The following is a 25962-nucleotide window of genomic DNA, read 5'->3' as shown; positions in this document are numbered from 1 at the left end:
GCCCCCGCACACGCCTCCACACTCTCCCGGAACACCACACTCGAATCCAACAAACCCACCGCCATACCCACCCACTGCGACCCCTGCCCAGGAAACACAAAGACCGTCCGGCCGGGATCGCCGACCGTGCCCTCCACCACCGATCCAGCGGATTCGCCCCGGGCCAGGGCCGCTAGGCCGGCCAGCAGTTCGTCGTGGTCGGTGCCGATGACGACGGCGCGGTGGTCGAAGGTCGTACGGGTGGTGACGAGCGCGTGCGCGACGCCCGCGGGCGTCATCGAGGGCTCGGCCTCGATACGGGAGGCCAGAGCGGCTGCCTGCGCCCGCAGCCCGTCCTCGGACTTCGCCGACAGCAGCAGCGGCACCACGGGCGACTCCACCGGGTCCACCGGGTCCACCGGGTCCACCGGGTCCACCGGGTCCACCGCCACAGGCTCCGCCACCACAACCGGTGCCTGCTCCAGAATCACGTGCGCATTGGTCCCGCTGATCCCGAACGACGACACGGCGGCCCGGCGCGGACGGTCCAGCTCCGGCCACTGCCGTTCCTCCGTGAGCAGCGACACCTCGCCCACGGACCAGTCCACGTGCGGCGAAGGCTCGCCCACGTGCAGCGTCTTCGGCAGCACGCCACGGCGCAGCGCCTCGACCATCTTGATCACGCCGCCCACCCCGGCGGCGGCCTGGGCGTGTCCGATGTTGGACTTCAACGACCCGAGCCACAGAGGCTGTTCGACCGAACGTCCCTGGCCGTATGTGGCAAGCAGAGCGCGCGCCTCGATCGGGTCGCCCAGCCGCGTGCCCGTACCGTGCGCCTCCACCACGTCCACATCAGCAGTCGAAAGGCGTGCGCTCGCCAGCGCCTGACGGATCACCCGCTCCTGCGACGGACCGTTCGGCGCCGTCAGACCATTGCTCGCACCGTCCTGGTTCGTCGCCGAACCACGCAGCACCGCCAGCACCCGGTGCCCGTTGCGCTCGGCGTCCGACAGACGCTCCAACGCGATCATGCCGACACCCTCGGCCCAGCCCGTACCGTCCGCGTCCGCCGAGAACGCCTTGCACCGACCGTCCACCGACAGACCACGCTGCCGCGAGAACTCGATGAACATTCCCGGGGTCGCCATGATCGCGGCACCGCCGGCGAGCGCGATCCGGCACTCGCCCTGGCGCAGCGCCTGGGCCGCCAGGTGCATCGCCACGAGCGACGACGAGCACGCCGTGTCCACCGTCACCGCCGGACCCTCAAGACCGAGCGTGTACGAGATGCGGCCCGACGCCACACTGGCCGTGCTGCCGGTCAGCAGGTAGCCCTCGTACCCTTCGGCCGACTCGTGCAGCCGCGGCCCGTAGTCCTGCGACATGGCACCCACGAACACACCCGCCGAGGTGCCTCGCAGTGACGCCGGTGTGATGCCGGAGCGCTCCAGTGCCTCCCACGAGGTTTCGAGCAGCAGCCGCTGCTGGGGGTCCATCGCGGCGGCCTCGCGCGGGGAGATCCCGAAGAAGGCGGGGTCGAAGGCGTCGGCGTCGTGGAGGAATCCGCCGTGCCTGGCATAGGTCTTCCCGGGGAGACCGGGTACCGGGTCGTAGAGTCCGTCGAGGTCCCAGCCCCGGTTCTCGGGCAGTCCGGTGATGGCGTCGCGCCCGTCGCTGACCAGCTCCCAGAGGGCTTCCGGGGTGGCCACGCCGCCGGGGTACCGGCAGGCCATGCCGATGATGGCGATCGGCTCGTCCGGGGCGACCAGGGCCGCGACGGTCGGCTCCTGGACGGCGGCTTCGCCGTCCAGGAGCTGCGTACCGAGGTGCTGGGCCAGGGCCTCCGGGCTCGGGTAGTCGTAGATGAGGGACGTGGGCAGGGAGAGCCCCGCCATCGTGCCGAGACGCTTGGCGAACTCCACGGCACTCAGCGAGTCGAAGCCCAGCTCCTTGAACGACTTGTCCAGGTCGATCAGGTGCGGAGTGACGTGTCCGAGGACGAGCGCCATGTTCGTACGGACCAGCTCTCGCAGCAGGCGCTCCCGCTCGGCGCCCGACGCCTCGGCCACCCGCTGCGCGAACGTCGGCCCCGCCGCGGACTCGCTCGCCGTGGCGGTGCCGCTCTCGGCTCGCTGGGGCAGCGGAGCAGGCACTGTGACGTTCGTGGTGTCGAGCCAATAGCGCTCGCGCTGGAAGGGATAGGTCGGAAGGTCCGTCACCCGCGCATGCAGGCCATAAACCGCACGCCAGTCCACCGAGGTGTCCGTACCGACGAACAGACCACCGAGCGCCTGGAGGACGGCCTCGTCCTCGGGACGGTCACGACGGACCGAGGCCACACACACCGCTTCGTCGAACACGTTACGGGCCAACGCGGTCAGAACCGCATCCGGACCCACCTCCACGAACCGGCCCACACCCAGCTCCCCCAGAGTGAGGAGCGCGTCGTGGAAACGGACGGCTTCCCTGGCATGGGAGACCCAGTACTCCGAGGACGCCAACTCGCCCTCACCCACCAGCTTCCCGGTCAGCGCCGAGACGAACGGCACCGCCGGCACCCCGAACGACAAACCGTCCACGATCTCCGCGAACTCCGTGAGCATCGGCTCCATCAACGGCGAATGGAACGCATGACTCACAGTCAGCGGACGCACCCGGACACCCTGCTCCCGCAGAGCACCCCCGATCTCCTCCACCGCAGTCGCGCTGCCGGACACGACCACCGAGGCCGGGCCGTTGACCGCCGCCAACGACACCTCACCCTCACGCCCCACCAGCAACGGAGCCACCACCCCCTCACCGGCCTGAACCGCGAGCATCGCCCCACCCTCCGGCAACCCCGCCATCAACCCACCACGCGCCACCACCAGACGCACCGCGTCCTCCAGACCCAGCACACCCGCCACATGCGCAGCCGCGACCTCACCCACCGAATGCCCGGCCACCACATCAGGACGCACACCCCACGACTCCCACAGCCGGAACAGAGCGACCTCAACCGCGAACAGCCCCGGCTGAGCCACCCCCGTCCCATGAACCCCCTCACCATCCAGCACCTCCCGCAAAGAGCCACCCGTCAGCCGCCCATACACCTCCGCAACCGCATCGAACGCCTCAGCAAACACCGGGAACGACCCATACAACTCACCCCCCATCCCCACCCGCTGCGCACCCTGACCCGTGAACAAGAACGCCAACTTCCCGACCGCAGCAGCCGAGGAAACAACCCCCCGCACCACACCGCCCCCGGAACCACCCGAAGCCAGCACCTCAAGCCCCGCCACCAACTCGGCCCTGTCCCGACCCACCACCACACCACGGTGATCGAAGGCCGTACGGGTCGTGGCAAGGGAGTACGCGAGGTCCAGCGGCTCGGCCGAAGGGTCGCTCCCGATACGGGAGCCCAGCTCGGCCGCCTGCGCCTGCAGCGCCTCATCCGACTTCGCCGACAGCAGCAACGGCACCGCAGACGGCACAGACGTCTCCGCAGACGGCTCCGCAGCCGGCTCCACGGAAGCCACCGGGTCCACCGAAGCCGCCTCCGCCGCCACGTCCCCCGGAGCCTCCTCCAGGATCACGTGCGCGTTGGTGCCGCCCATGCCGAACGACGAGACGCCCGCGATCAGGGGCCGGTCCGGGTGGGGCCACTCGCTCGCCTCGGTCTGCACCTTGAGGCGGAGTTCGTCCAGCGGGATGTCCGGGTTCGGCGTCTCGAAGTTGAGGCTGGGCGGCAGCATGCGGTGCTTGATGCTCAGCACCGCCTTTATCAGGCCCGTGATGCCCGCCGCGCCTTCGAGGTGGCCCACGTTGGTCTTCGCGGAGCCGACGACGAGCGGGGACCCCTCCTCGTGGTCGGTGCCGACGGCGGCGCCGAGTGCGGCGGCCTCGATGGGGTCGCCCACCGGGGTCCCGGTGCCGTGCAGTTCGACGTACTGCACGTCGCGGCCCTGGACGCCCGCCCGCTGCAGCGCGCGGCGCAGCACCGCCTCCTGGGTCCGGCGGCCGGGGACGGTGAGTCCCTGGGTCGTGCCGTCGTTGTTGATGGCGCTGCCCCGGATGACGGCGTGGATGCGGTCGCCGTCGGCGAGGGCGCGGTCCAGGGGCTTGAGCAGTACGAGTCCCGCACCCTCGCCGCGTACGTAGCCGTTGGCGCGGGCGTCGAAGGTGTGGCAGCGGCCGTCCGGGGAGAGGCCGCCGAACTTGGCGGCGCCGACGGTGCTTTCGGGAATGATGTTGAGGTTGACGCCGCCGGCGAGGGCGATGTCGGACTCGCCCGTGCGCAGGCTCTGGCAGGCCAGGTGGACGGAGACGAGGGAGGACGACTGTGCCGCGTCGACGGCCATGCTGGGGCCGTTGAGGCCGAGGGTGTAGGAGACCCGGTTGGCGATGATGCTGCGGTGCAGGCCGGTGATGGTGTGGCGGCCGATGGCTTCGGTGCCGTTGCGGTAGAGGAGGGTGGCGTAGTCGTCCCAGATGGCGCCGACGAAGACGCCGGTGCGGCTGCCGCGCAGGCTGTCGGGCAGGATGCGGCCGTCTTCAAGCGCTTCCCAGCTCAGTTCGAGGACGAGGCGCTGCTGGGGGTCCATGGCCGCGGCTTCGCGGGGCGAGATGCCGAAGAAGGCCGGGTCGAACCGGTCGATGTGGTCGAGGTGGCCCGCCCGGCGGGCGTTGGTACGGCCGGGGGCGTCGCGGTCGGCGTCGTAGTAGACGTCGGCGTCCCAGCGGTCGGCGGGTACGTCGGTGATGGATTCCTCGCCCGCGAGGAGGTTGTGCCAGAACGTCGCGGGGTCGGGTGCTCCGGGCAGGCGGCAGGCGAGACCGATCACCGCGATGGGGGTGCTGTCCCCGGTCGGAGTGGTAGGGGCAGCGGTCTTGTACTCACTCACCATCGCGGGTGCCGTCCTCTTTCAGGAGTCGAAATGCGCCGTACTGGCTGCGGAAGAACACGAGGGGGGCCACGTCCTCGCCGAGGGCGAGGTGGTGGACCCGGGCGACGACGATGTCGTGGTCGCCGGCGGGGTGTTCGGCTTCGACCGAACACTCCAGCCAGCCCAGCGCGCCGTCGGGGACGGGCAGCCCGCTGGGGGTCGCGGGCTGCCATGCCACGTCGTGGAACTTGTCGCCGCCCCGGGTGGCCAGGCGGCTGCAGGTGTCCAGTTGGTGCGCGCCGAGGATGGCGACGCACAGTCGTTCCGATGCCCGCAGCAGGGGCCAGGTGCTGCTGGTGCGGCCCACGCAGAAGGAGACGAGGGGCGGGTCGACGGAGACGGAGGCGAAGGAGTTCGCGGCCATTCCCGTGGGTCGTACGCCGTCCGGTTCGTATGCGGTGATCGCGACGACACCGGTGGCGAAGCGTCCGAGTGCGGTCCGGAAGTCGTCCGCGTGGATTCGGGTCGTCGAGGGCAGCGGTGGCACGTCGGTACCTTTCGTACGGGCTCCGGTGGACCGAGGTGGCCAAGCCTGGCCGAGCCCGCTAAGGAGCCCCTTTTCGCCTTCTAAAGCAGTTCTTGTGCGCGCTTTTCGGAGCAGCTCCGAGCGCGCTCCTGAGAGCAGTTCCTGTGCGCCTGGAGCTGTACTCGGGCAGGGGTGTCCCCGCGTGCGCGCCGGGTGCGCGCACGCGGGGAGGACTGGTGCGTCGGGGTCAGTCCCGCAGGGTGGGTACGCCGGTGCGCAGCGTCCTGCGCAGCAGTGCGAGGACCGCGTCCCGGGCGTCCCTGATGAAGAGGTGTCCGCCGTGCACGGTGTGGACGTCGAACCGGCCGGCCGCGTGCCGTGCCCACTCCTGGGCGTCGGGCGCGGTGACCAGCGGGTCGTCGGAGCCGATGACCGCGTGGACCGGGCAGCGCAGCCCGGGGGTGGTGGTGTGCCGGTATCCGTGACAGACCTTCAGGTCGTCGCGGATGAGGGCGAGGGCGGACTCGCGCCATTCGGGGTATTCGAGCAGCATCGGGGACATGCCGCCGATGTCGACGAGGAGGTGGGTGAGTTCCCGGTCGTTCATGCCCCGGACGGCGGCCAGCGGCGGCGGTCGGTGCGGTGGCTGGTAGGCGCCGACGACGAGCGCTTCGGGGAGTGCGCGTCCTTCTTGCTGGCGGCGTCGGGCGAGTCCGTACGCGACGAGTGCGCCCATGCTGTGCCCGTACAGGGCGTAGGGCGCGTCGAGGTGCGGGCCGAGGTGGGTGTCGAGGGCATCGAGGAGCGGGTCCAGCGAGGTGATGCGCGGCTCCCTCACCCGCCGTTCCCGGCCGGGGAGTTGGACAGGGACGACGTTGATGCCGGAGGGACGCAGAGCGCGGTCCCACCCCTTGTAGACCGAGGCGGTGCCGCCCGCGTGGTGGAAGCAGAAGAGGCGCAGGTCGGCCGTGGGGTCCGCGGAGCTGGTGAGGTAGCCGGCGGGTGGTGCACCGGGGACACCGTGCGGTGCGGTGGCGGTGTGGTTCATGCGGTGCTCTCCGCGAGGGCGGCGCGGTTCGGGGCGGTGGGGTCGGCGTCGCCGGCGTCGTCGGCGCCGGCGGCCGCCGCGCGCAGTCGGGCGCGCTCGGCGCGCAGCGCGTCGTGCAGGCGGGTGCGGGCGGGGCCGCGCTCGCCGCGCATCCGCAGCAGGGTGAGGAAGGTCCACAGGCTGGTTTCCGTCAGGTGCCGGGGGGAGCCGTGGACGTCGTCGTGGGCGATGAAGCGCAGGCTGGGGACGTGCTGTCGCAGCAGGTTCCAGTCCTCGGGCGGGATGATCTCGTCGCGGCGGCTGGCGACCATGCCGACCTGAGCGGTGATCGAGCGGAGGCGGTCGTCGTCGAGGGCCCACTCGGCAAGGTGCGTCGGCAGGTCCGCCGGTGCGGTCCGGGTGAGGTGGGCGAGGGTGTCGACGGTGACGCGCGGTACCTGGCGCTGCCAGGCCGCGTCGGTGAAGAACCTGCGGATGGGGGCGCCGGCGCCGACGATGCCCTTGATGCGGCTGTCGTCGAGGGAGGCCCGCAGGGCCAGGTGGCCGCTGAAGCTGAGGGCGACGGCGTACGTCTCCTCGGGGGCGCCGACCGCGTCGAGGAGCTGCGGCAGCATGGTCCAGCTGTCGGCGTCGTACGGCAGGGTGTTCTCGCCGACTCCCGGCAGTTCGGTGACCAGGCCGGCCATGCCGAGTCCGGCGATCTGTACGAGCAGCGGGGCCCACTGCTCCTTGATGCTGACGATGCCGCCGAGGAAGACGAGCAGGGGGCGGGGGGTCTCGCTGTCCAGGCCGGTGGTCCAGCAGCGGACTTCGCCCTCGGGGAGCTGGGCGGTGAAGGGGGTGATTTCGACGGGTGCGGACTGCCGCCACCGGTCGAAGGCCGTCACGCAGCGGTCCAGGGCGGTGCGGCGGGCTTCGCCGTTCACGTACGGGAAGCGGGCCAGGTTGTACTGCTGGAACGCGCCCAGGAGGTTGTCCTGTGCGGCGAGTTGGTCGCCGGCCAGGGTCAGCTCGTGGACCCAGGAGCCGGGTGTGCCGTCCTCATCGGTGCGGATGCGGTCGAGGATCCCCTGGTAGTGGGCGGTGGGGATGTTCTGTGCGCGGGCGTGCGCGACGACGTACTGCTTGAGCTCTGCGAGATCGTTCACGGTGATTCCGGGACGCCTGCCGGTACCCCTTCGGTGCGTGGGGCGGCGGGCCGCGTCTCGTCCTCCTCACGGGTTGGGGTACGGAAGTTCTCCAGGCCGGTCTTGATCTCGGCGAGGACGTCCGCGGCTTCGGCGCCGTCGATGACACGGTGGTCGAAGGACAGGTTGAGCCGCATGACGGGGGCGACCGTGACGTTTCCCGCGCGGGCCACCGGCCGGTCGGCGACCCTGCCGACGCCGAGGGTGACAGTGGTGCCGCCCATGGAGTGGAAGCCGTCGACGGGCCGGTGTCCGAGGGAGGTCACGGCGAAGGTGCCGGTGATGAAGGGGCGGGCGGCGAGGTTGCGGGCGGCGCGCTTGAAGCGCCACAGCGCCGCGGGCCAGGGGGCCCGGTGCAGTGCCCGTACGGCGGCGAACTCCGGCATGGTGTGCGGGTCGCCGTCGCGGTAGTGGTCGACCTTGGCCTGGATGTCGTCGAGTTCGGCGGTGTCCAGGCCCGGCAGGATCGCGGCGAGGACGATGCGGTGGCCGTCCAGGGTGCGGTCGAGGGTGAGTTTGCCGACGGTCGTGGGGTAGCGGGTGATGCGGGGGCGGAGCCCGCCGGTGACGGCCGCGTTGGCGTCGGGGTGGGCGGCCAGGACGCGGGCGGCGGTGTGCAGCACGTAGCTGGTGTGGGAGTACCTCTTGCCCTGTTCGGCGGCCTGCGCGCGGTGGGCGAGGACGGCGGTCATGTCGACCTCGGTGTCCAGGTGGACGGGTGCGAAGGAGCGCACCTGGTCGAGGAAGTAGAGGGTGTGCCGGCGCTGTGCGGCGACGGGGGTGCCGGTGCGGGAGGATCTCATGCGTGCACCGCCACCGTGTAGAGGTGTTCCAGGTTCGGTGCCTCCAGGGCGTCGGGCAGCGAGATCCGGCGGCCGGTGGCCCGTTCCAGTGCGGTGAGCAGCGTGAGCAGGTGTACGGAGTCCCAGCCTTCGAGCTGGTCGAAGGGGCGGCCGAGGTCGGCCGCTTCCAGGGGGAGGCCCACTTCCTCGCGGAGGAGTGCGACGAAGCCTTCGTGGGAGTTCATGGGGTGAGTCCTTCGAGGGGGGTGTCGAGGTGTACGTGTGCGGGGATCGGTGGGATGTCGCCGAGGTCGTGGCGGAAGAGGCGTTCGTCGAGTCCGGGCACGGTGTCCGCGGCAGTGAATCCGTGCCGCGGGTAGAACTCGGCGACTTTGCCGTTCTTGGGCGAGGGCAGGTAGGAGCCGTACACGGTGTCCGCTCCGGTGGCGGCGGCGTGCCGCAGCAGCGCGGAGAGGCAGGTCTGCTCGATGCCGCGGGCGAAGACGCGGCAGCTGAGCAGGAAGTTGTCGATGACCAGGGCCCGGCCCTCGCGGCGGGCGAAGACGGCTCCGACGACACCGTTGTCACCGAACCTGTCGGCGCTGCGCACGGCGAGCACCAGGGCTTCGGGGTCGTCCAGCAGGGCCTGGACGTCGGCGGGCTGGCGGCGGCGGGTGGTGAGGTTGAACTGGTTGGTGCGCAGGGTGATCTGGGAGAGCCGGGGTACGTCGCTGTCGCGGGCGGGGTCCAGGGCGACGGTGACGCCCAGCTCGTCCAGGTAGTCCTGGATGGAGTCGAAGGTGTGCTGGAAGTCCTTTCGGACGAGTTCGTCGCGGTAGCGCAGGGAGCGCTTGCGGTCCTCCGCGGTCAGTTCGCGGGTGTCGAACCAGCCGTCGCGCAGGAGCTTCTCGATGTGCAGGGCGGGTTCGTCGTCGAGGGGGACGACGGCGACGCCGGGCAGTTCGCGGCGGACGAGTCCGCACTCGTAGGGGCTGTCGTCGACGAAGACGACGCTGTCGACGCCGAGGTTGAGGGCGTCGGTCAGGTCGGTCAGGTTGAGGTGTTTGGGCTGCCAGTTGGCGGTGACACGGACGAAGTCGTCCGGGCGCAGTTGCATGCCGTGGCGGTTGTGCAGTACGTCGTCGACGGGTTCGGGGTCGTTCTTGCTGACGGCGGCCAGCAGCACGCCCTGGGAGCCGATCTGGCGGACGATGCGCTGGAAGGCCGCGAAGGCCTCTCCTGCCGGTCCTTCGCCGATGCTGATGCCGTCGCTGCCGTCGTCACCGAGGATGCCGCCCCACACGGTGCCGTCCAGGTCGAGCGCGAGGACCTTCTTGGTGCGTCCGGCGAGGTGGCGGGCGAGGTGTCCGGCCTCGCGGGCGTACCCGGCGAGGAACTCGGGCGAGAGGTGGGCCTTGGCGTAGGCGCTCAGCCGCGGGTCCTGGGCGGGTACTTCGGCGACGAGGGGGTCGGTGTCGATGACGACGACGGCGGGGTGGCTCTCGGCGATGCGCAGGAGGCGGATGTTGGCCTCGCGCCACAGGGTGCCCGCGTGGGCCCGGGAGCGCAGGTCGACGAGCTGGCCGGTGAGGGTGCGCAGCAGGGGCAGTGTGTTGAGCACCAGGGTGCCCTCGCACTGTGCGGTGAACTGGTCGGCGGCCTTCTCGACGAGGGCCAGCCGGGAATCGAGGGTGTGCCGCAGGTCGTCGGTGGTCCACGGGGTGGGAAGTTCGGCCAGGACGCTCGTCGGGTCGAGGACGCACAGCACGAGGTCGGGCCTGGCCGCATAGAGCTCGCTGGTCGGGTCGGTGAGGTCGAAGAGCCAGCTGTCGTACGAGGACAGGGCGGTGCGCAGCACGATGCCGTGCCGGGCGGCCTCGGCGGCGAGGGCGGGGACGACGGGGGCGACGGTTCCGCTGCCGGTGACGGCGACGGTGAGGGCGGGGGCCGTGGGGTGTGCGGCAAGCACCGCTTCCGGGTCGAGGCGGCTCAGGAGCCTTCCCGCACGGGCGAGTTCGGTCTCGTCGGCCTCGGCGAGCAGGGTGCCGAGCCGGGGGTACTGGGCGGCGAGGGTGCCCGCCTGCTGGAGTTCGAGCAGGTGCTGGGTGAGGGAGGCGGCGTCCGGCATCGGGGTCAGTCCCTCTCCAGCGCGAAGCCGGACTTGATCCATTTGCTGGATTCGATGGCGATGCCGAGGGCGCGTTCGCCGGGGCCGAGGCGCTCCAGGGCCTGTTCGAGCTGGAAGAAGCTGAGGCCGTTGCCGTTGTTGCCGGTCTCGTCGACGCAGCTGATCTCGGCGGCCCCGGGCAGGTCGAGTCTGCGGACGATGCGTTCGGTCATCCGGCCCGAGAGCTGCGGGGGCAGCAGGTGGTCGACCTGGTCGCGTTCCCAGCCGACCTCCCCGAGGAGGGTGTCGAGGACTTCGGCCGCCATGCCGGGGACGTACTGCTCGATGGCCTTGTAGTCCTCGGCTGCGGGTGCCCGGTCCGAGTCGCGGTCGACGGGTCCGAACCACTCCAGGACGGCGCCGGGTTCGCGGCCGCGCCCGACGAGCCGGGTGTGCACGGCGCGCAGGCGTACGGCGTCGGCGGCGTCGGCGGTGGTGAGCACCGCGGCTCCGGCGCCGTCGCCGAACAGGACGAAGTTGACGAGCTGGGCGGGCGGCAGGGAGGCGAGTGGGGCGTCGAGGTCGTAGAACCGGGCGACGACGTCTCCGCCGAGGACCAGTGCGGTGCGGTGCCGGCCGGTGAGCAGCATCTGCCGGGCCACGTCGAGGGCCTGGACGGCCCCGGAGCAGCCGGACTGGAGCTGGTAGCTGGGTACGTCGTCGATGCCGAGCCGGTCGGCGACCACATTGACGGTGGCGGGCATGAGCTGGTCGGGGGTCGAGGTGCCCATGACCACGAGGTCGATGTCCGCGCCCGTCAGCCCGGCCCGTTCGAGTGCGGTGCGCCCGGCCTGTTCGGCGAGGTCGGCGAGGGAGGAGTTCACCTTGCCGGTTTCGACGTCGACGGCGAGGTGGCGGGTGCGGGTGCCGATGAAGGCGTCGACCCACTGCTCCCACAGGGCGTCCATGCCGAACCGGCGCGCGAGGGTTGCGTTGTCCACGGGAGGGCCGGGGAGCGCGGTTCCCACGGAGAGTATTCGGGTGTCCAAGGGGGCCATGGGCCCATCCTGGGATCCCGGTCTAAAGCGTCTCTAACCTTGCGCCTAACCGTGAGCCCTGTGCCTGCCCGTGGTCCTTGCGCCTGACCGTGGACCCTGCGCCTGCCCGTGACCCTTGCGCCTGACCGTGGACTCCGCGCCTGCCCGTGACCCTTGCGCGTCGACCGTGATCCTTGCGCCCGGCCGTGCCGTCCGGGCGGCGACGTCCGCCGGTGGTACGGGACGGCTGCCGTGCGGGCGGCCGGACACGGGAACACCGCGATCGGCCCGACGGGGGAACGCAGGCCGATCGCGGTGGGTCTGTGGGGCCCCGGCCGTGGTGCGGCCGGGGCGGGGCCGGTGCGAGGACCGGCCGGGAGGGTCAGGCGTGCCCGGGGACCGGGTCGCTGCTCTCCTTCAGCGCCTCGGGGGCAGGCTGCTGTTCGGGCCGCCCGGGGAGCAGGAAGCCGAAGAGGAACACGATGCCGGCCGCGCCGACGACCCACCAGAACGCGTGGTGGAACCCGGTGGTGAGGCTGTTCGCAGCGAGGGTTTCGCTGGCCAGCACCCAGGCGACCAGGGCGACGGTCATGGAGCCGCCGATCTGGTTGAGGATCATCAGGGCGCTGGAGGCTCCGGCGGCGGAGCTGGGCGGCACGGTCCGGTAGACGGAGGCGATGGCCGGCGCGCCGACCATGCCGAGGCCCAGACCGGAGAGGACGGAGCAGGCGGCCAGCACGACCAGGTTGCTGTCGGCGCCGGCCTGGGTGTAGCCGACGGTGCCGATTCCGACGAGCGCCGCACCGGCCGGGACCAGGAGCTTGGCGCCCAGCTTGTCGCTGAGCCGGCCGGCCATGGGCATGCCGATCAGGGCGCCGATGCCCTGCGGGGCGAGCAGGAGTCCGGCGGCGAGGGCGCCGTTGCCTCGCACCTGCTGGTAGTAGAGCGGCACGAGGAACAGCAGGGAGTAGAGCATGCCGCCGACCAGGAACATCGCGGCGACGCTGGCCGAGAAGCCCCAGCTGGAGAAGAGCCGGAGGTCGACGAGCGGGGCGATCTTGGAGCCGAAGGCGTGGATCACGTATCCGACGATGAGGACCACACCGGCGACCAGTCCGATGACGACCTTGGTCTGGCCGAAGCCCTCGACACCGCCGGCCTGCGAGAAGGCGTACATCAGCGAGGCGAAGCCGGGGCAGAGCAGGAGTACGCCGCGCAGGTCGAAGGGCTGTGCCTGGCCCTCGCCCTTCTCCGCGCCGGGGATCACCTTGAGGGCGAGCACGATGGCGATGATGCCGATCGGCACCTTGAAGAAGAACAGCCACTGCCAGTCGAGCCACTCCAGGACCACTCCGCCGATGACCGGGCCGATGACCGGGCCGAGCATGAGCGGCAGCGACATGAGGCCCATGACGCGCCCGGTCCTGGCGGGGCCGGCGGCGCGGGCGAGCAGTGTCAGCATGGTCGGTTCCAGGACACCGCCGCCGAATCCGGTGAGGACGCGGAAGACGATCAGCGATCCGGCGTCCCAGGCGAATCCGGTGAGCAGCGAACCGCCGAGGAACACGGTCAGTCCGGTGATCCAGACGGCACGGCCGCCGAAGCGGTCGATCGCCCAGCCCGAGATCGGGACCATGACGGCCACGGCCAGCAGATAGCCGGTCGCCACCCACTGGATCGTGGAGAGCGGGGACTTGAACTCCTTGCCCAGGGAGTCGATGCCGACGTTGACCACCGTCGCGTCGAGCAGCGCCAGGATCGCCCCCAGCACCAGCACTCCGAGCAGACGCAGGAGCGCCGGTTCGAGCCGGTTCTCTTGGGATTCACTCATGAAACTCTCCTGCAAATTTCTAAGCGGGGACGGGGAGGGATCACAGAACTGAACCTATCGATAATCTTTATTGAACCAGTGAGTTCATTTCAGCGAACCAGACGGTAGCACAGCGGCATCGGCTCCACCACCCCCCGCGGCCCGCAGCTCGTCCAGGGCGCCGCGGAGCAGTTCGTACGAACGCAGCCGGGCGGCGTGGTCGCCGATCATCGACAGGGCCATGACCTCGTCGGCGCCGGTCTCCTCAACCAGGGCCGCCAGCCGTCCGCGGACCTCCTCGGGGCCGCCGACCAGCTGCGAGTCGATCCGGTCCCGCATGAACGCCTCCTCCTCGCGACTGAAGGAGTGCCGCGCCGCCTCCTCCGCGGTGGGCAGGAGCGTGAACCAGTCGCTCGTGCGCATCACGATCTGACCCAGCACGAAGGCCCGGGCCAGGTACTCCGCGCGCACGTCGTCCTCGGCCACCACGGCGGTGGCGGCGATCGCCGCGTACGGGTGCTCCAGGTGGGCCGAGGGGCGGAAGGCCTCCCGGTACGCCGCCAGCGACTGCCTCCCCAGGCCCGGACGTATCTGGTGCGCGTAGACGTAGGGCAGCCCGCGCGAACCGGCGAAGGCGGCGCTCTGCGGGCTCGACCCGACCAGCCACACCGGGGGCCGCCCCTGCGGAGTCGGCACGGCGCGGACGGCCGCCTTCTCGCGCCCGGGCCCGAAATAGCCCTCCAGCTCGGCGAGCCGGTCCGAGAAGTCGTCGCCCGCCGGGCCGTAGCCGCGCAGCCGCTCCGCCGCCGCGGCGTCCGCGCCGGAGGCCCGCCCGATGCCGAGGTCGATGCGCCCGGGGTGCAGCGCTTCCAGCACCCCGAACTGCTCGGCCACCACCAGCGGGGCGTGGTTCGGCAGCAGTACGGCCCCGGAGCCGACCCGGATCGTACGGGTGGCCGCCGCGATCTGCCCGGCCAGCACGGCCGGCGCGGAGGTGGCCAGGCTGGGGGTGTTGTGGTGCTCGGCGACCCAGTAGCGCTCATAACCGAGGCGCTCCACGTGCGCCGCCAGGTCGATGGTGTTGCGCAGGGACTCGGCCGCGGAGGAACCTCGCCACACGGGCACCGTGTCGAGTACGGACAGACGCAGACTCGGGAAGTCAGCCATGGAAGGGAACTCCGATCTCTCAGCGGCTCTGCGAACTCGCCATACCGGAAATTACACAAGATTGAACTGGCGAGTTCAATAAGGTGGGTGGGACGGTAGCATGGCCCCATGAGCCGAGGCGAGACGCACAGCACCCCCGAACGCCCCACCGGACGCGGCAGGATCGACAAGCGCCGGGCGATCCTGGACGCGGCCATCCGCGTCTTCGCCCGCGAGGGATACGCGCAGGCGGGCCTCGATGCCATCGCCGCCGAGGCGGGTGTCGCCAAGCCGACGATCTATAACCACTTCGGCGGCAAGGAGACCCTCTTCCGCGAAGCCGTCATGGAGGCGACCCAGCGCTCCAGCACCAAGTCCCTCGCCGCGCTCGAAGGCTTCCCGACGCAGCAGCCCGACGACCTGCGCACGGAACTGGAGGGCGTCGCCACCCGGCTGGTCGCCTGCTTCCGCGACGAGAACTCCTGGGCACTGCAACGGTTGCTGTACGCGGAGACCGTACGCTTCCCCACCGTGTTCGACGACTGGCGGGCCGGCGGACCCGCGAAGGTGTCCGACGCGCTCGCCGGACGACTGGCCCGCCTCGCCAACGCCGGCCACCTCGACATCTCCGAACCCGACCGGGCGGCGGGGCAGTTCCTGGCCCTGATCGCCGACGACATGCCGATGCTCTCCGCGCTCGGCACCCGGCCCATCGACGACGAGGCGCTGCGACGCGCCGTGGAGTCGGGCGTCGAGACCTTCCTCAAGGCGTTCGCCGCCAAGGAGGCGGAGAGCCCGCAGAGGCAGGAAGCCGAGCCCGACCGCCCGGCACGCCCCGGCTCCTCCCGCACCGGCGGCTCCGCGCGTCAAAGCGGCTCTAAAGCCGCTGCAAAGCAGCGCTGAGAACCGTTTGCCGCTTCCTCCAGCAGCCACTTAGCGTCCTCAGCGGACACGACGGACCCCGCTGTCCGCCCCCGTCGACCGCTGAGGACCCTGACCATGGCCGCTGCCCCGCACGACTCCGCCGCGCTCCTCGCCTTCCCCCAGCCACGCTCCTGCCCGCACCAGGCCCCGCCCGGCTACGACGCACTGCGCGACCAGGGGGCGCTGTCAGAGGTGGCTCTCTACGACGGCCGCGCCGTCTGGCTGGTCACGGGCTACGCGGAGGCCCGCGCGCTGCTCTCGGACCCCCGGCTCTCCGCCGACCGCACCCGCCCCGGATTCCCGGTCCTCGCCCCGCGCTTCCGCGCCTCGGTCGCCCGCAAGCTGCCGCTGATCGCGCAGGACCCGCCCGTGCACGACACCCACCGGCGGCTGCTCAACCCGGACTTCAGCCTCAAGCACATGCGGGCCATGCGCTCCGAGGTCCAGGAGGTCGTCGACGGCTTCATCGACCGGATGCTGGAGAAGGGCCCGCCGTCCGACCTGGTCGAGGACTTCGCGATCCCCGTCCCCTCCCTGGTCATCTCCCGGCTGCTCGGCGTCCCCTACGAGGACCACGCGTTCTTCCAGGACGCCACCAGCCGCCTGATGCGGGCCACCGAGGAAGGCCCCTCGCAGGCCGCCGGTGGTGAACTCGCCTCCTACCTCGACAAGCTGGTCACCCGGCTGCGCTCGGAGCGCGGCACCGGACTGCTGGGCCGGCTGGCCGCGGAGGACGTCGGGAACGGCACCCTCAGCCACGAGGAACTCGTCCAGATCGCCCTCGTCCTGCTGGTCGCGGGACACGAGACGACCGCCTCGATGATCGCGCTGGGCACCGTGGCCCTGCTGGAGGCACCCGAGCAGCTCGCCGAACTGCGCGCCGACCCCGACTCCCTGCCGGGCACCGTCGAGGAACTGCTGCGCGTGCTCGCCGTGACGGACCTGGCGGGCTCCCGCGTGGCCACCGAGGACATCGAGATCGCCGGCCGGACCATCCGGGCGGGCGACGGCGTCCTCTTCTCGGCCACCGTCGCCAACCGCGACCCCCAAGTGCACGCCGACCCCGACCGGTTCGACCCGCACCGCACCGGCCGCAGCCACCTGAGCTTCGGCTACGGCATCCACCAGTGCCTCGGCCAGAACCTGGCCCGGCTCGAACTCGAACTGGCCTTCCGGTCCCTGTTCACCCGGATCCCCACCCTCAAGCTGACCGTGCCCGCCGCCGAACTCCCGCTGCGCGGCGTCGGCACCGGCACCATCCAGAGCGCCGACCACCTGCCGGTGACCTGGTGAACGAGAGCCTTCCGACGCTGCGCGTCGCCGTCGACCGGACGCTCTGCCTGGGAGCCGGGCAGTGCGCCTTCAGCGCCCCCGACGTCTTCGACCAGGACGACGACGGTCTGGTCACGGTCCTCGACCCCGCCCCCTCCGCCGAGCACCTGACGGCCCTGTACCAGGCCGAGGACCTCTGTCCCTCCGGCGCGCTGCGCGTCATCGAGGCCGCGCCCGACCACGCGCCGTAGGACCCCCTTCCTTCCTCTGCTCCGCTCCCCCGCCGCTCGTTCCCGCCGCTGCCCCGGAGGCTGACGTGACCCCGATCCCCCGCAAGACACTCGGCACCCTCGCCGTCGGCGCGCAGGGCCTCGGCTGTCTGGGCATGAGCGAGTTCTACGGGCCCACCGACGAGACCGAAGCCGTCGCCACCATCCACCGGGCCCTGGAGCTCGGCGTCACCCTGCTGGACACGGCGGACGTCTACGCCCTGGGCGCCAACGAGCAACTTCTCGGCCGCGCCCTGTCCGGCGAGAGGCGCGACCGGGCGGTGATCGTGACCAAGGGCGGCGTGGTACGCCCCGATCAGCGCGTCGGGCGCGGGGTGCGCGGTGACGCGGCGCACCTGCGGGCCGCCTGCGACGCTTCACTGGCCCGGCTGGGCACCGACCGCATCGACCTCTACCTGCTGGCCAGGATCGACCCCGAGGTCCCCGTCGAGGAGTCCGTCGGCGCCCTGGCCGAACTGGTCGCGGCGGGCAAGGTACGCCACATCGGTCTGTCCGAGGCCGGTCCCGGGACGATCCGCCGGGCGCACGCCGTGCATCCGCTGACCGCCGTCGAGACCGAGTGGTCGCTGTTCTCCCGCGGCATCGAGGACGACGTGCTGCCCGTGTGCCGGGCCGAGGGCATCGGCGTCCTCGCCTACGCGCCGCTCGGCCGGGGGCTGCTCACCGGGCGGCTCCGCTCGACGAGCACGCTCGGCGAGCACGACTTCCGCAGGATCGCCCAGCCCCGCTTCGAGGCCGCCAACCTGCCCCGCAACCTGGCCCTCGTCGACGCGCTGGCACTCGTCGCCGGCGCCGCCGGCCTCACCCCCGCCCAGCTCGCCCTCGCCTGGCTGCACGCGCAGGGCCCCGACGTGGTCCCCATCCCCGGCGCCAAGCGCCGTTCCCACCTGGCCGAGAACGCGGCGGCGACCGTGCTCGACGTACCGGCCGCAACCCTGGCCGAGGCGGTGCGGGCCGTCCCGCGCGACGCGGTCGCCGGTGAGCGGTACCTCGCGACCAGCATGGCGATGGTGGGCCTGTGACCAAGCCCCGTTCCAGCCCGGGAGCCGTCCGCGCCGCACTGCTCGCCCTCGCGCTCGCCGCCACCCTCACCAGTTGCGCCGACGGGTCGCAGGCGGCCCGCGTCCGGGCGAACGTCCTGGCCTTCGGCACCGACCAGCAGCCCGACTGCCTCGACCCCCAGGTCAGCCCGCTCGACGTGACCGCCATGGTGGGCCGCAACCTCTTCGACTCGCTCGTGGAGATGACCGCCGACGGCCGCTTCCAGCCATGGCTCGCCAAGAGCTGGACGCTCTCCCCCGACGGCCGCACCTACACCTTCGTGCTGCGCGAGGGCGTCGTCTTCCACGACGGCACCCCCTTCACCGCGCAGGCCGTCAAGGCGACCCTCGACCATGCCGTGGACCCGCGCACCAAGTCGCAGTACGCCGCCTCGCTGATCAGCTCGTACACCTCGTCGCGGGTGGTGGACGACCACACGGTGACGGTGCGGCTGTCCCGGCCGGACGCCGCCTTCCTCCAGGCGCTGAGCACCACCTACCTCGGCATCCAGTCGCCCGCCTCGCTGCGGAGGAACGCCGGGAAGCTGTGCAGCACACCGGTGGGCAGCGGCCCCTTCGAACTGACCGGCTGGACCCGCAACCGCAGCCTCACCATGAAGCGCAACCCCGCCTACCGCTGGGCACCACCCGGTGCCCAGCACTCCGGACCCGCCCACCTGGACGGCCTGGAGATCCGGTTCATCACCGAGGGGACCGCCCGCTTCGGCGCGCTCACCACCGGCCAGGTCGACGCGATCGGCAACGTACCGCCCGCGAAGATCGGCACCCTCAAGGCCTCCAGCCAGCTGCGGCTGCTGCGGGCCGAGGCCCCCGGAGCGGCCAGCACCGCCTTCCTCAACACCCGTTCGGGCCCGCTCTCCGACGAGCGGGTACGCAAGGCCCTGCTGCGCAGCGTCGACCTCGAACAGCTCGTACGGACCGTGTACTTCGGGCAGTACCGCCGCTCCTGGAGCGTGCTGACGCCCACCACCCCGTATTACGACAAGGGAGTCGAGGGCAGTTGGCCGTTCGACCCGAAGGAGGCCGCGCGCCTGCTCGACGAGGCGGGCTGGACGGGCCGTGACGCGGCCGGCATCCGCACCAAGGACGGCAAGCCGCTCTCCCTGCGCTGGCCGTACATCCAAGAGGTGCACGGGAAGATCAGCACCCTCGCCCAGGGCATGCAGGCCCAGGCCAAGCAGGTCGGCATCGATCTGCGCTGGACCAGTGTGGACGCGGGCGCCTTCATCCAGATGACCGACTCGGGGCGCGGTCTCGACATGTTCAGCGCCGGGTTCGTGCGCGCCGATCCGGACATCCTGCGCTACTGGTTCGGTACGTCGATGACGATCGCCAAGGGCGGCGGCAACGTCTTCCACCTCAGCGACCCGGCCCTCGACAAGGCCCTCGCCGAAGGGCTGGCCGGTCGCGACCCGGCGGCCAGGGCCCGTGCCTACGCCAAGGCGCAGCAGGAACTGGCCGACCACGCGCTGGCGCTGCCGGTCTTCGTGCCCGTCTCGCTGGCCGGCACCACCGACCGGGTGCGGGGGCTGCGTTTCGAGCCCCACGCGTATCCGCTGTTCTACGACGCGAGTCTGGGTGAGGCCCGATGAAGAACCGCACGGCCGCCCTGTGGGTGGCACGCAGACTGCTGCTCGCGGTGTTCGTCGTCCTCGGCGCCGCCACCGCCGCCTTCCTCGGCATGGAGCTGACGCCGGGCGACCCGGTGCGCACCCTGCTGGGCACCGCGCCGACCACCCCCGCCCTCACCGAGCAGATCCGCGAGGAACTGGGCTTCGACCGCCCGCTGTACGCCCGTTACGGTCTCTTCCTCGGCAGGCTGCTCACCGGGGATCTGGGCTCCTCCTACCAACTGGAGGAAAATGTCTGGTCCCTGATCACCAGTCAGCTGTGGTCGACGGTCGTGCTCGCCGTCACGGGGTTCCTGCTGGCCCTGCTGGGGGCGGTACTGCTGGCGGGGTTCACCGCGGGCGGCCACTGGCTGCCGCGGCGCATCGCCGGAGCCTTCGAGCTGCTCACCATCTCGGCTCCCGGTTTCTGGGTCGGGGTGCTGCTGCTCACCGTGTTCTCGTTCCAGCTGCGGATCTTCCCCGCGGCGGGCGGTGACGGCCTCTCGGGGCTGGTGCTGCCCGCGGTGACGCTGGCGCTCAGCATGGTCGGCACGTTCTCCCAGGTGCTGCGCGAGGCCATGGAACGGTCGCTGGAGGAGCCCTTCGCGCTCAGCGCCCGGGCACGCGGCACGGGCCTGCCCGGTCTGCGGTTCAGGCACGCGCTCCGGCACGGCCTGGTCCCGCTGGTGACGCTGTCCGGCTGGACCCTCGGCGCGCTGCTCGGCGGTGCCGTCGTCATCGAGACGGTCTTCAGCCGTCCCGGCCTCGGCCGGGTGCTCGCCACCGCCATCATCAGCCGGGACCTGCCGGTCGTCACCGGGGTCGTGGTCGTGTCGGCGGCCTCGTTCGCACTGATCAGCCTCGTCGTCGACGGGCTGTACCGGGTCGTCGACCCCCGACTGCGGGAGATACGCGCATGACGCCGCCCCCTTCCACCGACCGGATCCTGCTCGCCGCACTGCTGCTTCCGGGACCGCGCGGCGAAGCGGTCCGCGACGCCGCCGTCGTCGTACGGGACGGGCTCGTCGCGGACGCGGGGCCCCGCGAGGAGGTCCTGGCCAGGGCGGACGACCGCGCCCCGGTCCTCGACTTCGCCACCCGTACGCTCCTGCCGGGCCTCGTCGACTCCCATGTCCACCTCGTCTTCGACGCCTCGCCGGAACCGGTGGCCGCGCTGCGGGCGGCGGACGACCATTCCGTGCTGCTCGCGGCGGCAGGGCGCGCCCGCGCCCTGCTGGACGCCGGTGTCACCACCGTGCGCGACCTCGGCGACCGGAGCTTTCTGACGCTGGCGCTGCGGGACGCGGTGGCCGACGGCACGCTGGCCGGGCCCCGGATCCTCACGGCCGGACCTCCGCTCACCATCACCGGGGGCCATTGCTGGTTCCTGGGCGGAGAGGCGGACGGCGAGGACGGGGTCCGGCGCGCGGCCCGCGCCCGGCTGCGGGCCGGCACCGACTGGATCAAGGTCATGGCGACGGGCGGTACGTTCACACCGGGCGGCCCGCCGCCGTGGCGCAGCCAGTACGGGCTGCCCGAACTCACCGCGGCGGCCGACGAGGCCCACCGGTTCGGCAGGCGCGCGGCGGCCCATGTGCACGGCACCGCCGGGATCGAGGACGCCGTCGCGGCGGGCTTCGACACACTGGAGCACTGTTCGTTCAGCACCGGCGCCGGGGTGGCCACCGACCGGGACGCGGCACGCCGTCTCGCCGACCGGCTCGCGGAACGGGACATCGCGGTGTGCCCGACGCTCAGCGGCGGACTGCGCGACAAACTCCCCGACCTGGGCGAGGAGTTGGTCTGGCGGGTCCTCGACCAGGTCGGGCTGCTGCACCGGCACGGAGTGCGCGTGATCGCCGGTACCGACGCGGGCATGCCGGGTTCGGACTTCGGCCGCTTCGCGGAAGGGCTCGAATGGTTCGCCGAGGCCGGACTGTCCACGGCGGAGGTACTGGAGTCCGCGACGGTCGGCGCGGCCCACGCGCTGGGCCTGGCGGACCGCACGGGCCGGATCGCCCCCGGACTGGACGCCGACCTCCTGGTCGTCGACGACGACCCCCGCACCTCGCTGCACACCCTGCGCAGGCCGCACGCGGTGTTCGCCCGCGGCCGCCTGCACGTCCCGCACGACTCCGCGGAAGGGAGCCTTCGATGACCACCGTGGAAGACCCCCCCGTCCGGGCCGTTTCCGTGGGCGGACCCGCGCTGCCGGCCCGCCCGTCGTCCCGCCGGCTGCCCGGGATCGGCACCGCGCTCGCGGTCCTGGTGCTGGCCGTGGTGGCCGTCGCCGCGCTCTGGCCCGGCCTGCTCGCCACGTACCCCCCGGACCAGGTGGATCCCGTGTCCGCGCTCCAGGGGCCGAGCGGCACCCACCTGCTGGGCACCGACCAGTTGGGCCGGGACGTCCTGAGCCGCATGGTGCACGGCACCCGGCTCACCCTGGTCCTGGGCCTGGGTTCGGTACTGATCTCGGTCGTCGCGGGCACCGCGCTGGGGCTCGTCGCCGCGGCGGGCAACCGGGCCGTCGACGAAGCCGTCATGCGGCTGACGGACATCCTGATGGCCTTCCCCGGTCTGCTGCTGGCACTGCTCGTGGTGGCGGTGCTCGGCCCGGGCACCACCAATGCGACGATCGCCATCGGTGCCGCCGCCGCCCCTGCCTTCGCCCGCCTGGTGCGCGGCCAGGCACTCGTGGTGCGCGGGTCGGGATACGTACAGGCCGCACGGGTGCTGGGCACCTCCGGGTCCTCGGTGTTCCTGCGGCACGTCGTGCCCAACTCGCTGCCGCCCGTCCTGGTCTTCGCCACCGTGCACACCGGGTCGGCGATCATCTCCGGGTCCTCCCTCAGCTTCCTGGGGCTCGGCCCGCAGGCGCCCGCGTCCGAGTGGGGCGCGATGCTCTCCGAGGGCCGGGACTACGTGGACCTCTCATGGGGCCTCGGGGTGTTCCCGGGCCTCGCCGTCACCGCCACGGTCGTGGCGATCAATGTCGTCGGCACCCGCCTCCGGCGCCGCTTCGAGGGAAGGATTCCCGATGGGGAACGCTGAGGCCGGGCGGCTGCTCACCCTGTCCGACCTGGAGGTCTCCTTCCGGGGCCGACAGGGCCGGACCGACGCCGTCCGGGGGGTGAGCCTGACCGTGGACGCGGGCGAATGCCTCGCGGTGGTCGGCGAGTCCGGGTCGGGCAAGAGCGTCACCACACGCTCCCTGATGGGACTGGCAGGACCCGGGGCACAGGTGCGGGCGGGCCGGATGAGCCTGCACGCACCGGACCTCGACCTGTTGTCCGTACGGGGCCGCCAGTGGCGCCGGATACGCGGCCGGCGCATCGGGCTCGTCCTCCAGGACGCGCTCACCTCCCTCGACCCGCTGCGCACCGTGGGGGCGGAGGTCGCCGAGGCGCTGCGCAACCACCGGGTGGTGCCGCGCGGCGAGCTGAACGATCGTGCCGTGTCGCTGCTGACGGACGCCCGGATCCCGGAACCGGCCCTGCGCGCCCGCCAGTTCCCCCACCAGCTGTCGGGCGGTCTGCGCCAGCGCGCGCTCATCGCGACGGCGCTGGCCGCGGCACCGCCCCTGCTGATCGCGGACGAACCCACGACCGCCCTGGACGTCACGGTGCAGGCGGAGATCCTCACGCTGCTGGCCGCCCGGAAGGAGGCCGGCACCGGCATCCTGCTGATCAGTCACGACCTGGCGGTGGTGGCGCGTCTGGCGGACCGGATCGCGGTGATGCGGCAGGGCGAGATCGTGGAGGAGGGCCCGGCCGCACATGTGCTGTCGGACCCCTCACACCCGTACACCCAGCGGCTCCTGGCAGCCGCGGGCCGGACCTCGGCACCTCGCAGGAGTACGGCCGAGAAGACCCGGGGGGCCGAGGGCGCCGAGGGATCCGCACAGCCGGTCCTCGAAGTCGGCGGCGTCGAGAAGTCGTTCAGGTCGCCCGACGGACTGCGCAGGCCCGCCGTCGACGGCGTCTCCTTCCGGCTGCACGCGGGTGAGACCCTCGGAATCGTCGGCGAGTCCGGGTCCGGCAAGACGACCACCGCCCACATGGTGATGGGGCTGCTGGAGCCGGACGCCGGGGAGGTCCAGCTGCTGGGCCGCCCCTGGTCGGCGCTGCCCGAACGCGAGCGCAGGTCCCTGCGGCGGCGCATCCAGCTCGTCCAGCAGGACCCGCTCGGTTCCTTCGACCCGCGCTACACCGTCGGGCAGATCGTCGGTGAGGCGCTGAGGGCGCACGGCCGGCGCGGCGTCCACGCACACCACGACCGCCTCGTGGAGCTGCTGGGACTGGTCGGTCTCGGCCCGGAGATGCTGGAACGGCGGCCCCGCCAGCTGTCCGGCGGCCAGCGCCAGCGCGTGGCCATCGCCCGCGCCCTGGCCCCCGAGCCCGAGGTCATCGTGTGCGACGAGCCCGTCTCGGCGCTCGACGTCTCGGTCCAGGAGCAGATCCTCGACCTCTTCCACGACCTCCAACAGCGCCTGGACGTCGCCCTGTTGTTCATCTCGCACGACCTGGGTGTGGTCCGGCGGATCTGCGACCGGGTGCTGGTGATGCGGGGCGGCGAGGTCGTGGAGAGCGGCGCCGTCGCAGATGTGTTCCGCGCCCCGTCCCACCCGTACACCCAGGCACTGCTGACCGCACTGCCCCGTCCGCAGGACGCACTGGCCACGGGCGGTGGGCCGCTCGTCGGTACGGCGGAGACGTCATGACCGGGTCCCGGGGCGAACTGCTCGCCGTGAGCGACCTGCACGTGGCGTACGCCGAGAACCGGGAGGTCCTCGACCGGTTGCGCCCCGGCTCGGACGACGACTGGCTCATCGTCGCCGGTGACGTCGGCGAACTGTTCGCCGACGTGGAACGGGCCCTGCGGCAGCTCTCCGCGACCTTCGCCAAGGTCATCTGGACACCCGGCAACCACGAACTGTGGACGCACCCGCAGGACCCGGTCCAACTCCGTGGCGAGCAGCGCTATCTGCGCCTGGTGGAGATGTGCCGTTCGCTCGGCGTCCTGACGCCCGAGGACCCCTATCCGGTGTTCGAGGGCGTCGGCGGACCGGTGACCGTGGCGCCGCTGTTCGTGCTGTACGACTACTCGTTCCGGGGCGGCGACACCGCCGGCGCCACCAGTGTGGGCGAGGCGCTGGCACTGGCCAGGGAGGCGGGAGTGGTCTGTTCCGACGAGCACTTCCTGCACCCCGACCCGTACCCGACCAGGCAGGCGTGGTGCGAGCAGCGCGTGGCATACACGGAGCGCCGTCTCGCGGCGTGCGACCCGAAGCTTCCGACCGCGCTCGTCAACCACTTCCCGCTGACCAGGCTGCCGTTGCGGCCCCTGCACTACCCGGAGTTCTCCCTGTGGTGCGGCACCGAACGCACCGTCGACTGGCACCGCGAGTACCGGGCGGCCTCAGTGGTCTACGGGCATCTGCACATCCCCCGGGTCACGGAGGAGGACGGGGTCGTCTTCACGGAGGTGTCGATCGGCTATCCGCGTGAATGGCGCCGCCGGGGGCTGCCGGCCGATCCGCTGCGGAAGGTGCTGGCCCGGTGATCGAGGATCTGCTGCCGCCGGGCGTGTACGCCGCCGAGGCCTTCGACGACCGTGACGCGGAGGAGCAACTGCATCCTGTGGAGCGGCAGTTGGTGGCAAGGGCCACTCCCGGCCGCCGTCGCGAGTTCGCCACGGCGCGGCTGACCGCGCGCAGGGCGCTGGCACGGGCGGGGCTGCCCGTGGTGCCGATACCGACCGGGGAGTTCGGCGAACCCCGCTGGCCCGCGGGGGTCGTCGGCAGCATCACGCACTGCGCCGGCTACCGTGCCGCCGCCGTGGCCCGGGCCGGGGACGTGACGGTGCTGGGCATCGACGCCGAACCGGACCTGCCGCTGCCGTCCAGCGTGCTGGAGGCGATCACCCGCCCCGCCGAACTCGCCCGCCTGCGCGCCCTGGACCGGGCCGCACCGGGCCGTGCCCCGTGGGGGCGACTGCTCTTCAGCGCCAAGGAGAGCGCCTACAAGGCGTGGTTCCCGCTGGGCCGCCGCCGTCTGGACTTCGTCGAGACGGACGCGGACATCGCGGCCGACGGCTCGTTCCGCGTCATGTTGCTCGTGCGGGGACCGTTGCTGAACGGCGAGCGGGTCACCGGGTTCACCGGGAGCTGGGCCACCCGCGGCGGTCTGCTGCTCACCGCGGCCAGCGCGGTCGTGACCGCTCCGGCAGCGGCCCACGACTCCCCTCGCCAGGACCACCGCAACCACCCGGACCAGCAGCACCGAGAGATCCGACAGAGCTGACGGAACCAACAGC

21 protein-coding genes are annotated in these 25962 nt (G+C 72.0%); 11 read left to right on the top strand and 10 right to left on the bottom strand.

Annotated elements, in window-relative coordinates; genetic code table 11:
• The 10 genes from ACFYY1_RS26700 to ACFYY1_RS26655 all read right to left on the bottom strand — a co-directional run.
• On the bottom strand, nt 1-4868 hold a 4868-nt coding region (locus ACFYY1_RS26700), incomplete at its 3' end, for a beta-ketoacyl synthase N-terminal-like domain-containing protein (RefSeq protein ID WP_388590108.1).
• Nucleotides 4858-5394: a flavin reductase family protein gene (locus ACFYY1_RS26695; protein WP_388590105.1), complete on the bottom strand. Its 537-nt coding sequence runs from the start codon at nt 5392-5394 to the stop codon at nt 4858-4860. The genes ACFYY1_RS26700 and ACFYY1_RS26695, both read right to left, overlap by 11 nt.
• A 226-nt stretch (nt 5395-5620) precedes the next feature.
• A complete protein-coding gene (locus tag ACFYY1_RS26690; RefSeq protein ID WP_388590103.1) occupies nt 5621-6421 on the bottom strand; it encodes a thioesterase II family protein in 801 nt (266 codons plus the stop codon).
• On the bottom strand, nt 6418-7569 hold the full coding sequence (locus ACFYY1_RS26685; protein WP_388590100.1) for an alpha/beta hydrolase: 1152 nt from the start codon (nt 7567-7569) through the stop codon (nt 6418-6420). The genes ACFYY1_RS26690 and ACFYY1_RS26685 overlap by 4 nt, the downstream gene beginning before the upstream one ends.
• Nucleotides 7566-8411: a 2-oxo acid dehydrogenase subunit E2 gene (locus ACFYY1_RS26680; protein WP_388590097.1), complete on the bottom strand. Its 846-nt coding sequence runs from the start codon at nt 8409-8411 to the stop codon at nt 7566-7568. The genes ACFYY1_RS26685 and ACFYY1_RS26680 overlap by 4 nt, the downstream gene beginning before the upstream one ends.
• Nucleotides 8408-8635: an acyl carrier protein gene (locus ACFYY1_RS26675; RefSeq protein ID WP_388590094.1), complete on the bottom strand. Its 228-nt coding sequence runs from the start codon at nt 8633-8635 to the stop codon at nt 8408-8410. Before ACFYY1_RS26675 ends, ACFYY1_RS26680 begins: the two co-directional genes overlap by 4 nt.
• Nucleotides 8632-10518: an HAD-IIIC family phosphatase gene (locus tag ACFYY1_RS26670; RefSeq protein ID WP_388590092.1), complete on the bottom strand. Its 1887-nt coding sequence runs from the start codon at nt 10516-10518 to the stop codon at nt 8632-8634. The genes ACFYY1_RS26675 and ACFYY1_RS26670 overlap by 4 nt, the downstream gene beginning before the upstream one ends.
• Nucleotides 10519-10523: 5 nt before the next feature.
• Nucleotides 10524-11555 carry a 3-oxoacyl-ACP synthase III family protein gene (locus ACFYY1_RS26665; RefSeq protein ID WP_388590089.1) on the bottom strand — a complete coding sequence of 344 codons (1032 nt, stop codon included), beginning with the start codon at nt 11553-11555 and terminating at the stop codon, nt 10524-10526.
• A gap of 361 nt (nt 11556-11916) precedes the next feature.
• Nucleotides 11917-13365 (bottom strand): DHA2 family efflux MFS transporter permease subunit, encoded by a 1449-nt coding sequence (locus tag ACFYY1_RS26660; protein WP_388590087.1) that lies wholly within the window; start codon nt 13363-13365, stop codon nt 11917-11919.
• Nucleotides 13366-13449: 84 nt separating this feature from the next.
• A complete protein-coding gene (locus ACFYY1_RS26655) occupies nt 13450-14511 on the bottom strand; it encodes an LLM class flavin-dependent oxidoreductase (RefSeq protein ID WP_388590085.1) in 1062 nt (353 codons plus the stop codon).
• A gap of 108 nt (nt 14512-14619) precedes the next feature.
• Here ACFYY1_RS26655 and ACFYY1_RS26650 point away from each other — a divergent pair, with 108 nt between their 5' ends.
• The 11 genes from ACFYY1_RS26650 to ACFYY1_RS26600 all read left to right on the top strand — a co-directional run bounded on the left by ACFYY1_RS26650 (nt 14620) and on the right by ACFYY1_RS26600 (nt 25949).
• Nucleotides 14620-15393, top strand: coding sequence for a TetR/AcrR family transcriptional regulator (locus ACFYY1_RS26650; RefSeq protein ID WP_388590082.1), 774 nt, complete (start codon nt 14620-14622; stop codon nt 15391-15393).
• 96 nt (nt 15394-15489) lie between these two features.
• A complete protein-coding gene (locus ACFYY1_RS26645) occupies nt 15490-16707 on the top strand; it encodes a cytochrome P450 (protein ID WP_388590079.1) in 1218 nt (405 codons plus the stop codon).
• Complete coding sequence (locus ACFYY1_RS26640; protein WP_388590077.1) at nt 16704-16937, top strand: ferredoxin; 234 nt, start codon at nt 16704-16706, stop codon at nt 16935-16937. The genes ACFYY1_RS26645 and ACFYY1_RS26640 overlap by 4 nt, the downstream gene beginning before the upstream one ends.
• A gap of 65 nt (nt 16938-17002) precedes the next feature.
• Nucleotides 17003-17998, top strand: coding sequence for an aldo/keto reductase (locus tag ACFYY1_RS26635; protein WP_388590076.1), 996 nt, complete (start codon nt 17003-17005; stop codon nt 17996-17998).
• The gene (locus tag ACFYY1_RS26630; RefSeq protein WP_388590073.1) at nt 17995-19629 is read left to right on the top strand and encodes an ABC transporter substrate-binding protein; all 1635 of its coding nucleotides are present in this window, start codon (nt 17995-17997) and stop codon (nt 19627-19629) included. Before ACFYY1_RS26635 ends, ACFYY1_RS26630 begins: the two co-directional genes overlap by 4 nt.
• Complete coding sequence (locus ACFYY1_RS26625) at nt 19626-20567, top strand: ABC transporter permease (protein ID WP_388590070.1); 942 nt, start codon at nt 19626-19628, stop codon at nt 20565-20567. The genes ACFYY1_RS26630 and ACFYY1_RS26625 overlap by 4 nt, the downstream gene beginning before the upstream one ends.
• On the top strand, nt 20564-21805 hold the full coding sequence (locus ACFYY1_RS26620) for an amidohydrolase family protein (RefSeq protein WP_388590067.1): 1242 nt from the start codon (nt 20564-20566) through the stop codon (nt 21803-21805). The genes ACFYY1_RS26625 and ACFYY1_RS26620 overlap by 4 nt, the downstream gene beginning before the upstream one ends.
• Nucleotides 21802-22698, top strand: a complete 897-nt coding sequence (locus ACFYY1_RS26615) for an ABC transporter permease (protein ID WP_388590065.1) — start codon at nt 21802-21804, stop codon at nt 22696-22698. The genes ACFYY1_RS26620 and ACFYY1_RS26615 overlap by 4 nt, the downstream gene beginning before the upstream one ends.
• Nucleotides 22685-24367 carry a dipeptide ABC transporter ATP-binding protein gene (locus ACFYY1_RS26610; RefSeq protein ID WP_388590063.1) on the top strand — a complete coding sequence of 561 codons (1683 nt, stop codon included), beginning with the start codon at nt 22685-22687 and terminating at the stop codon, nt 24365-24367. Before ACFYY1_RS26615 ends, ACFYY1_RS26610 begins: the two co-directional genes overlap by 14 nt.
• Complete coding sequence (locus ACFYY1_RS26605) at nt 24364-25209, top strand: metallophosphoesterase family protein (RefSeq protein WP_388590061.1); 846 nt, start codon at nt 24364-24366, stop codon at nt 25207-25209. The genes ACFYY1_RS26610 and ACFYY1_RS26605 overlap by 4 nt, the downstream gene beginning before the upstream one ends.
• A complete protein-coding gene (locus tag ACFYY1_RS26600) occupies nt 25206-25949 on the top strand; it encodes a 4'-phosphopantetheinyl transferase (RefSeq protein WP_388590059.1) in 744 nt (247 codons plus the stop codon). The genes ACFYY1_RS26605 and ACFYY1_RS26600 overlap by 4 nt, the downstream gene beginning before the upstream one ends.
• The last annotated feature ends 13 nt before the right edge of the window (nt 25950-25962 follow it).

Origin of the sequence: Streptomyces sp. NPDC001890, assembly GCF_042891445.1 — a bacterium.
In the GTDB taxonomy this organism is placed as follows: domain Bacteria; phylum Actinomycetota; class Actinomycetes; order Streptomycetales; family Streptomycetaceae; genus Streptomyces.
The sequence above is the reverse complement of the archived record's forward strand: the minus strand, read 5'-3'. Positions and strand labels throughout refer to the sequence as shown.

Bases quoted from the DNA above. Each gene is read 5' to 3' on its own strand.
- ACFYY1_RS26690 (WP_388590103.1), bottom strand. From the start codon at position 6,421: ATGAACCACACCGCCACCGCACCGCACGGTGTCCCCGGTGCACCACCC.
- ACFYY1_RS26680 (WP_388590097.1), bottom strand. From the start codon at position 8,411: ATGAGATCCTCCCGCACCGGCACCCCCGTCGCCGCACAGCGCCGGCAC.
- ACFYY1_RS26675 (WP_388590094.1), bottom strand. From the start codon at position 8,635: ATGAACTCCCACGAAGGCTTCGTCGCACTCCTCCGCGAGGAAGTGGGC.
- ACFYY1_RS26670 (WP_388590092.1), bottom strand. From the start codon at position 10,518: ATGCCGGACGCCGCCTCCCTCACCCAGCACCTGCTCGAACTCCAGCAG.
- ACFYY1_RS26665 (WP_388590089.1), bottom strand. From the start codon at position 11,555: ATGGCCCCCTTGGACACCCGAATACTCTCCGTGGGAACCGCGCTCCCC.
- ACFYY1_RS26660 (WP_388590087.1), bottom strand. From the start codon at position 13,365: ATGAGTGAATCCCAAGAGAACCGGCTCGAACCGGCGCTCCTGCGTCTG.
- ACFYY1_RS26655 (WP_388590085.1), bottom strand. From the start codon at position 14,511: ATGGCTGACTTCCCGAGTCTGCGTCTGTCCGTACTCGACACGGTGCCC.
- ACFYY1_RS26650 (WP_388590082.1), top strand. From the start codon at position 14,620: ATGAGCCGAGGCGAGACGCACAGCACCCCCGAACGCCCCACCGGACGC.
- ACFYY1_RS26645 (WP_388590079.1), top strand. From the start codon at position 15,490: ATGGCCGCTGCCCCGCACGACTCCGCCGCGCTCCTCGCCTTCCCCCAG.
- ACFYY1_RS26625 (WP_388590070.1), top strand. From the start codon at position 19,626: ATGAAGAACCGCACGGCCGCCCTGTGGGTGGCACGCAGACTGCTGCTC.
- ACFYY1_RS26620 (WP_388590067.1), top strand. From the start codon at position 20,564: ATGACGCCGCCCCCTTCCACCGACCGGATCCTGCTCGCCGCACTGCTG.
- ACFYY1_RS26615 (WP_388590065.1), top strand. From the start codon at position 21,802: ATGACCACCGTGGAAGACCCCCCCGTCCGGGCCGTTTCCGTGGGCGGA.
- ACFYY1_RS26610 (WP_388590063.1), top strand. From the start codon at position 22,685: ATGGGGAACGCTGAGGCCGGGCGGCTGCTCACCCTGTCCGACCTGGAG.
- ACFYY1_RS26605 (WP_388590061.1), top strand. From the start codon at position 24,364: ATGACCGGGTCCCGGGGCGAACTGCTCGCCGTGAGCGACCTGCACGTG.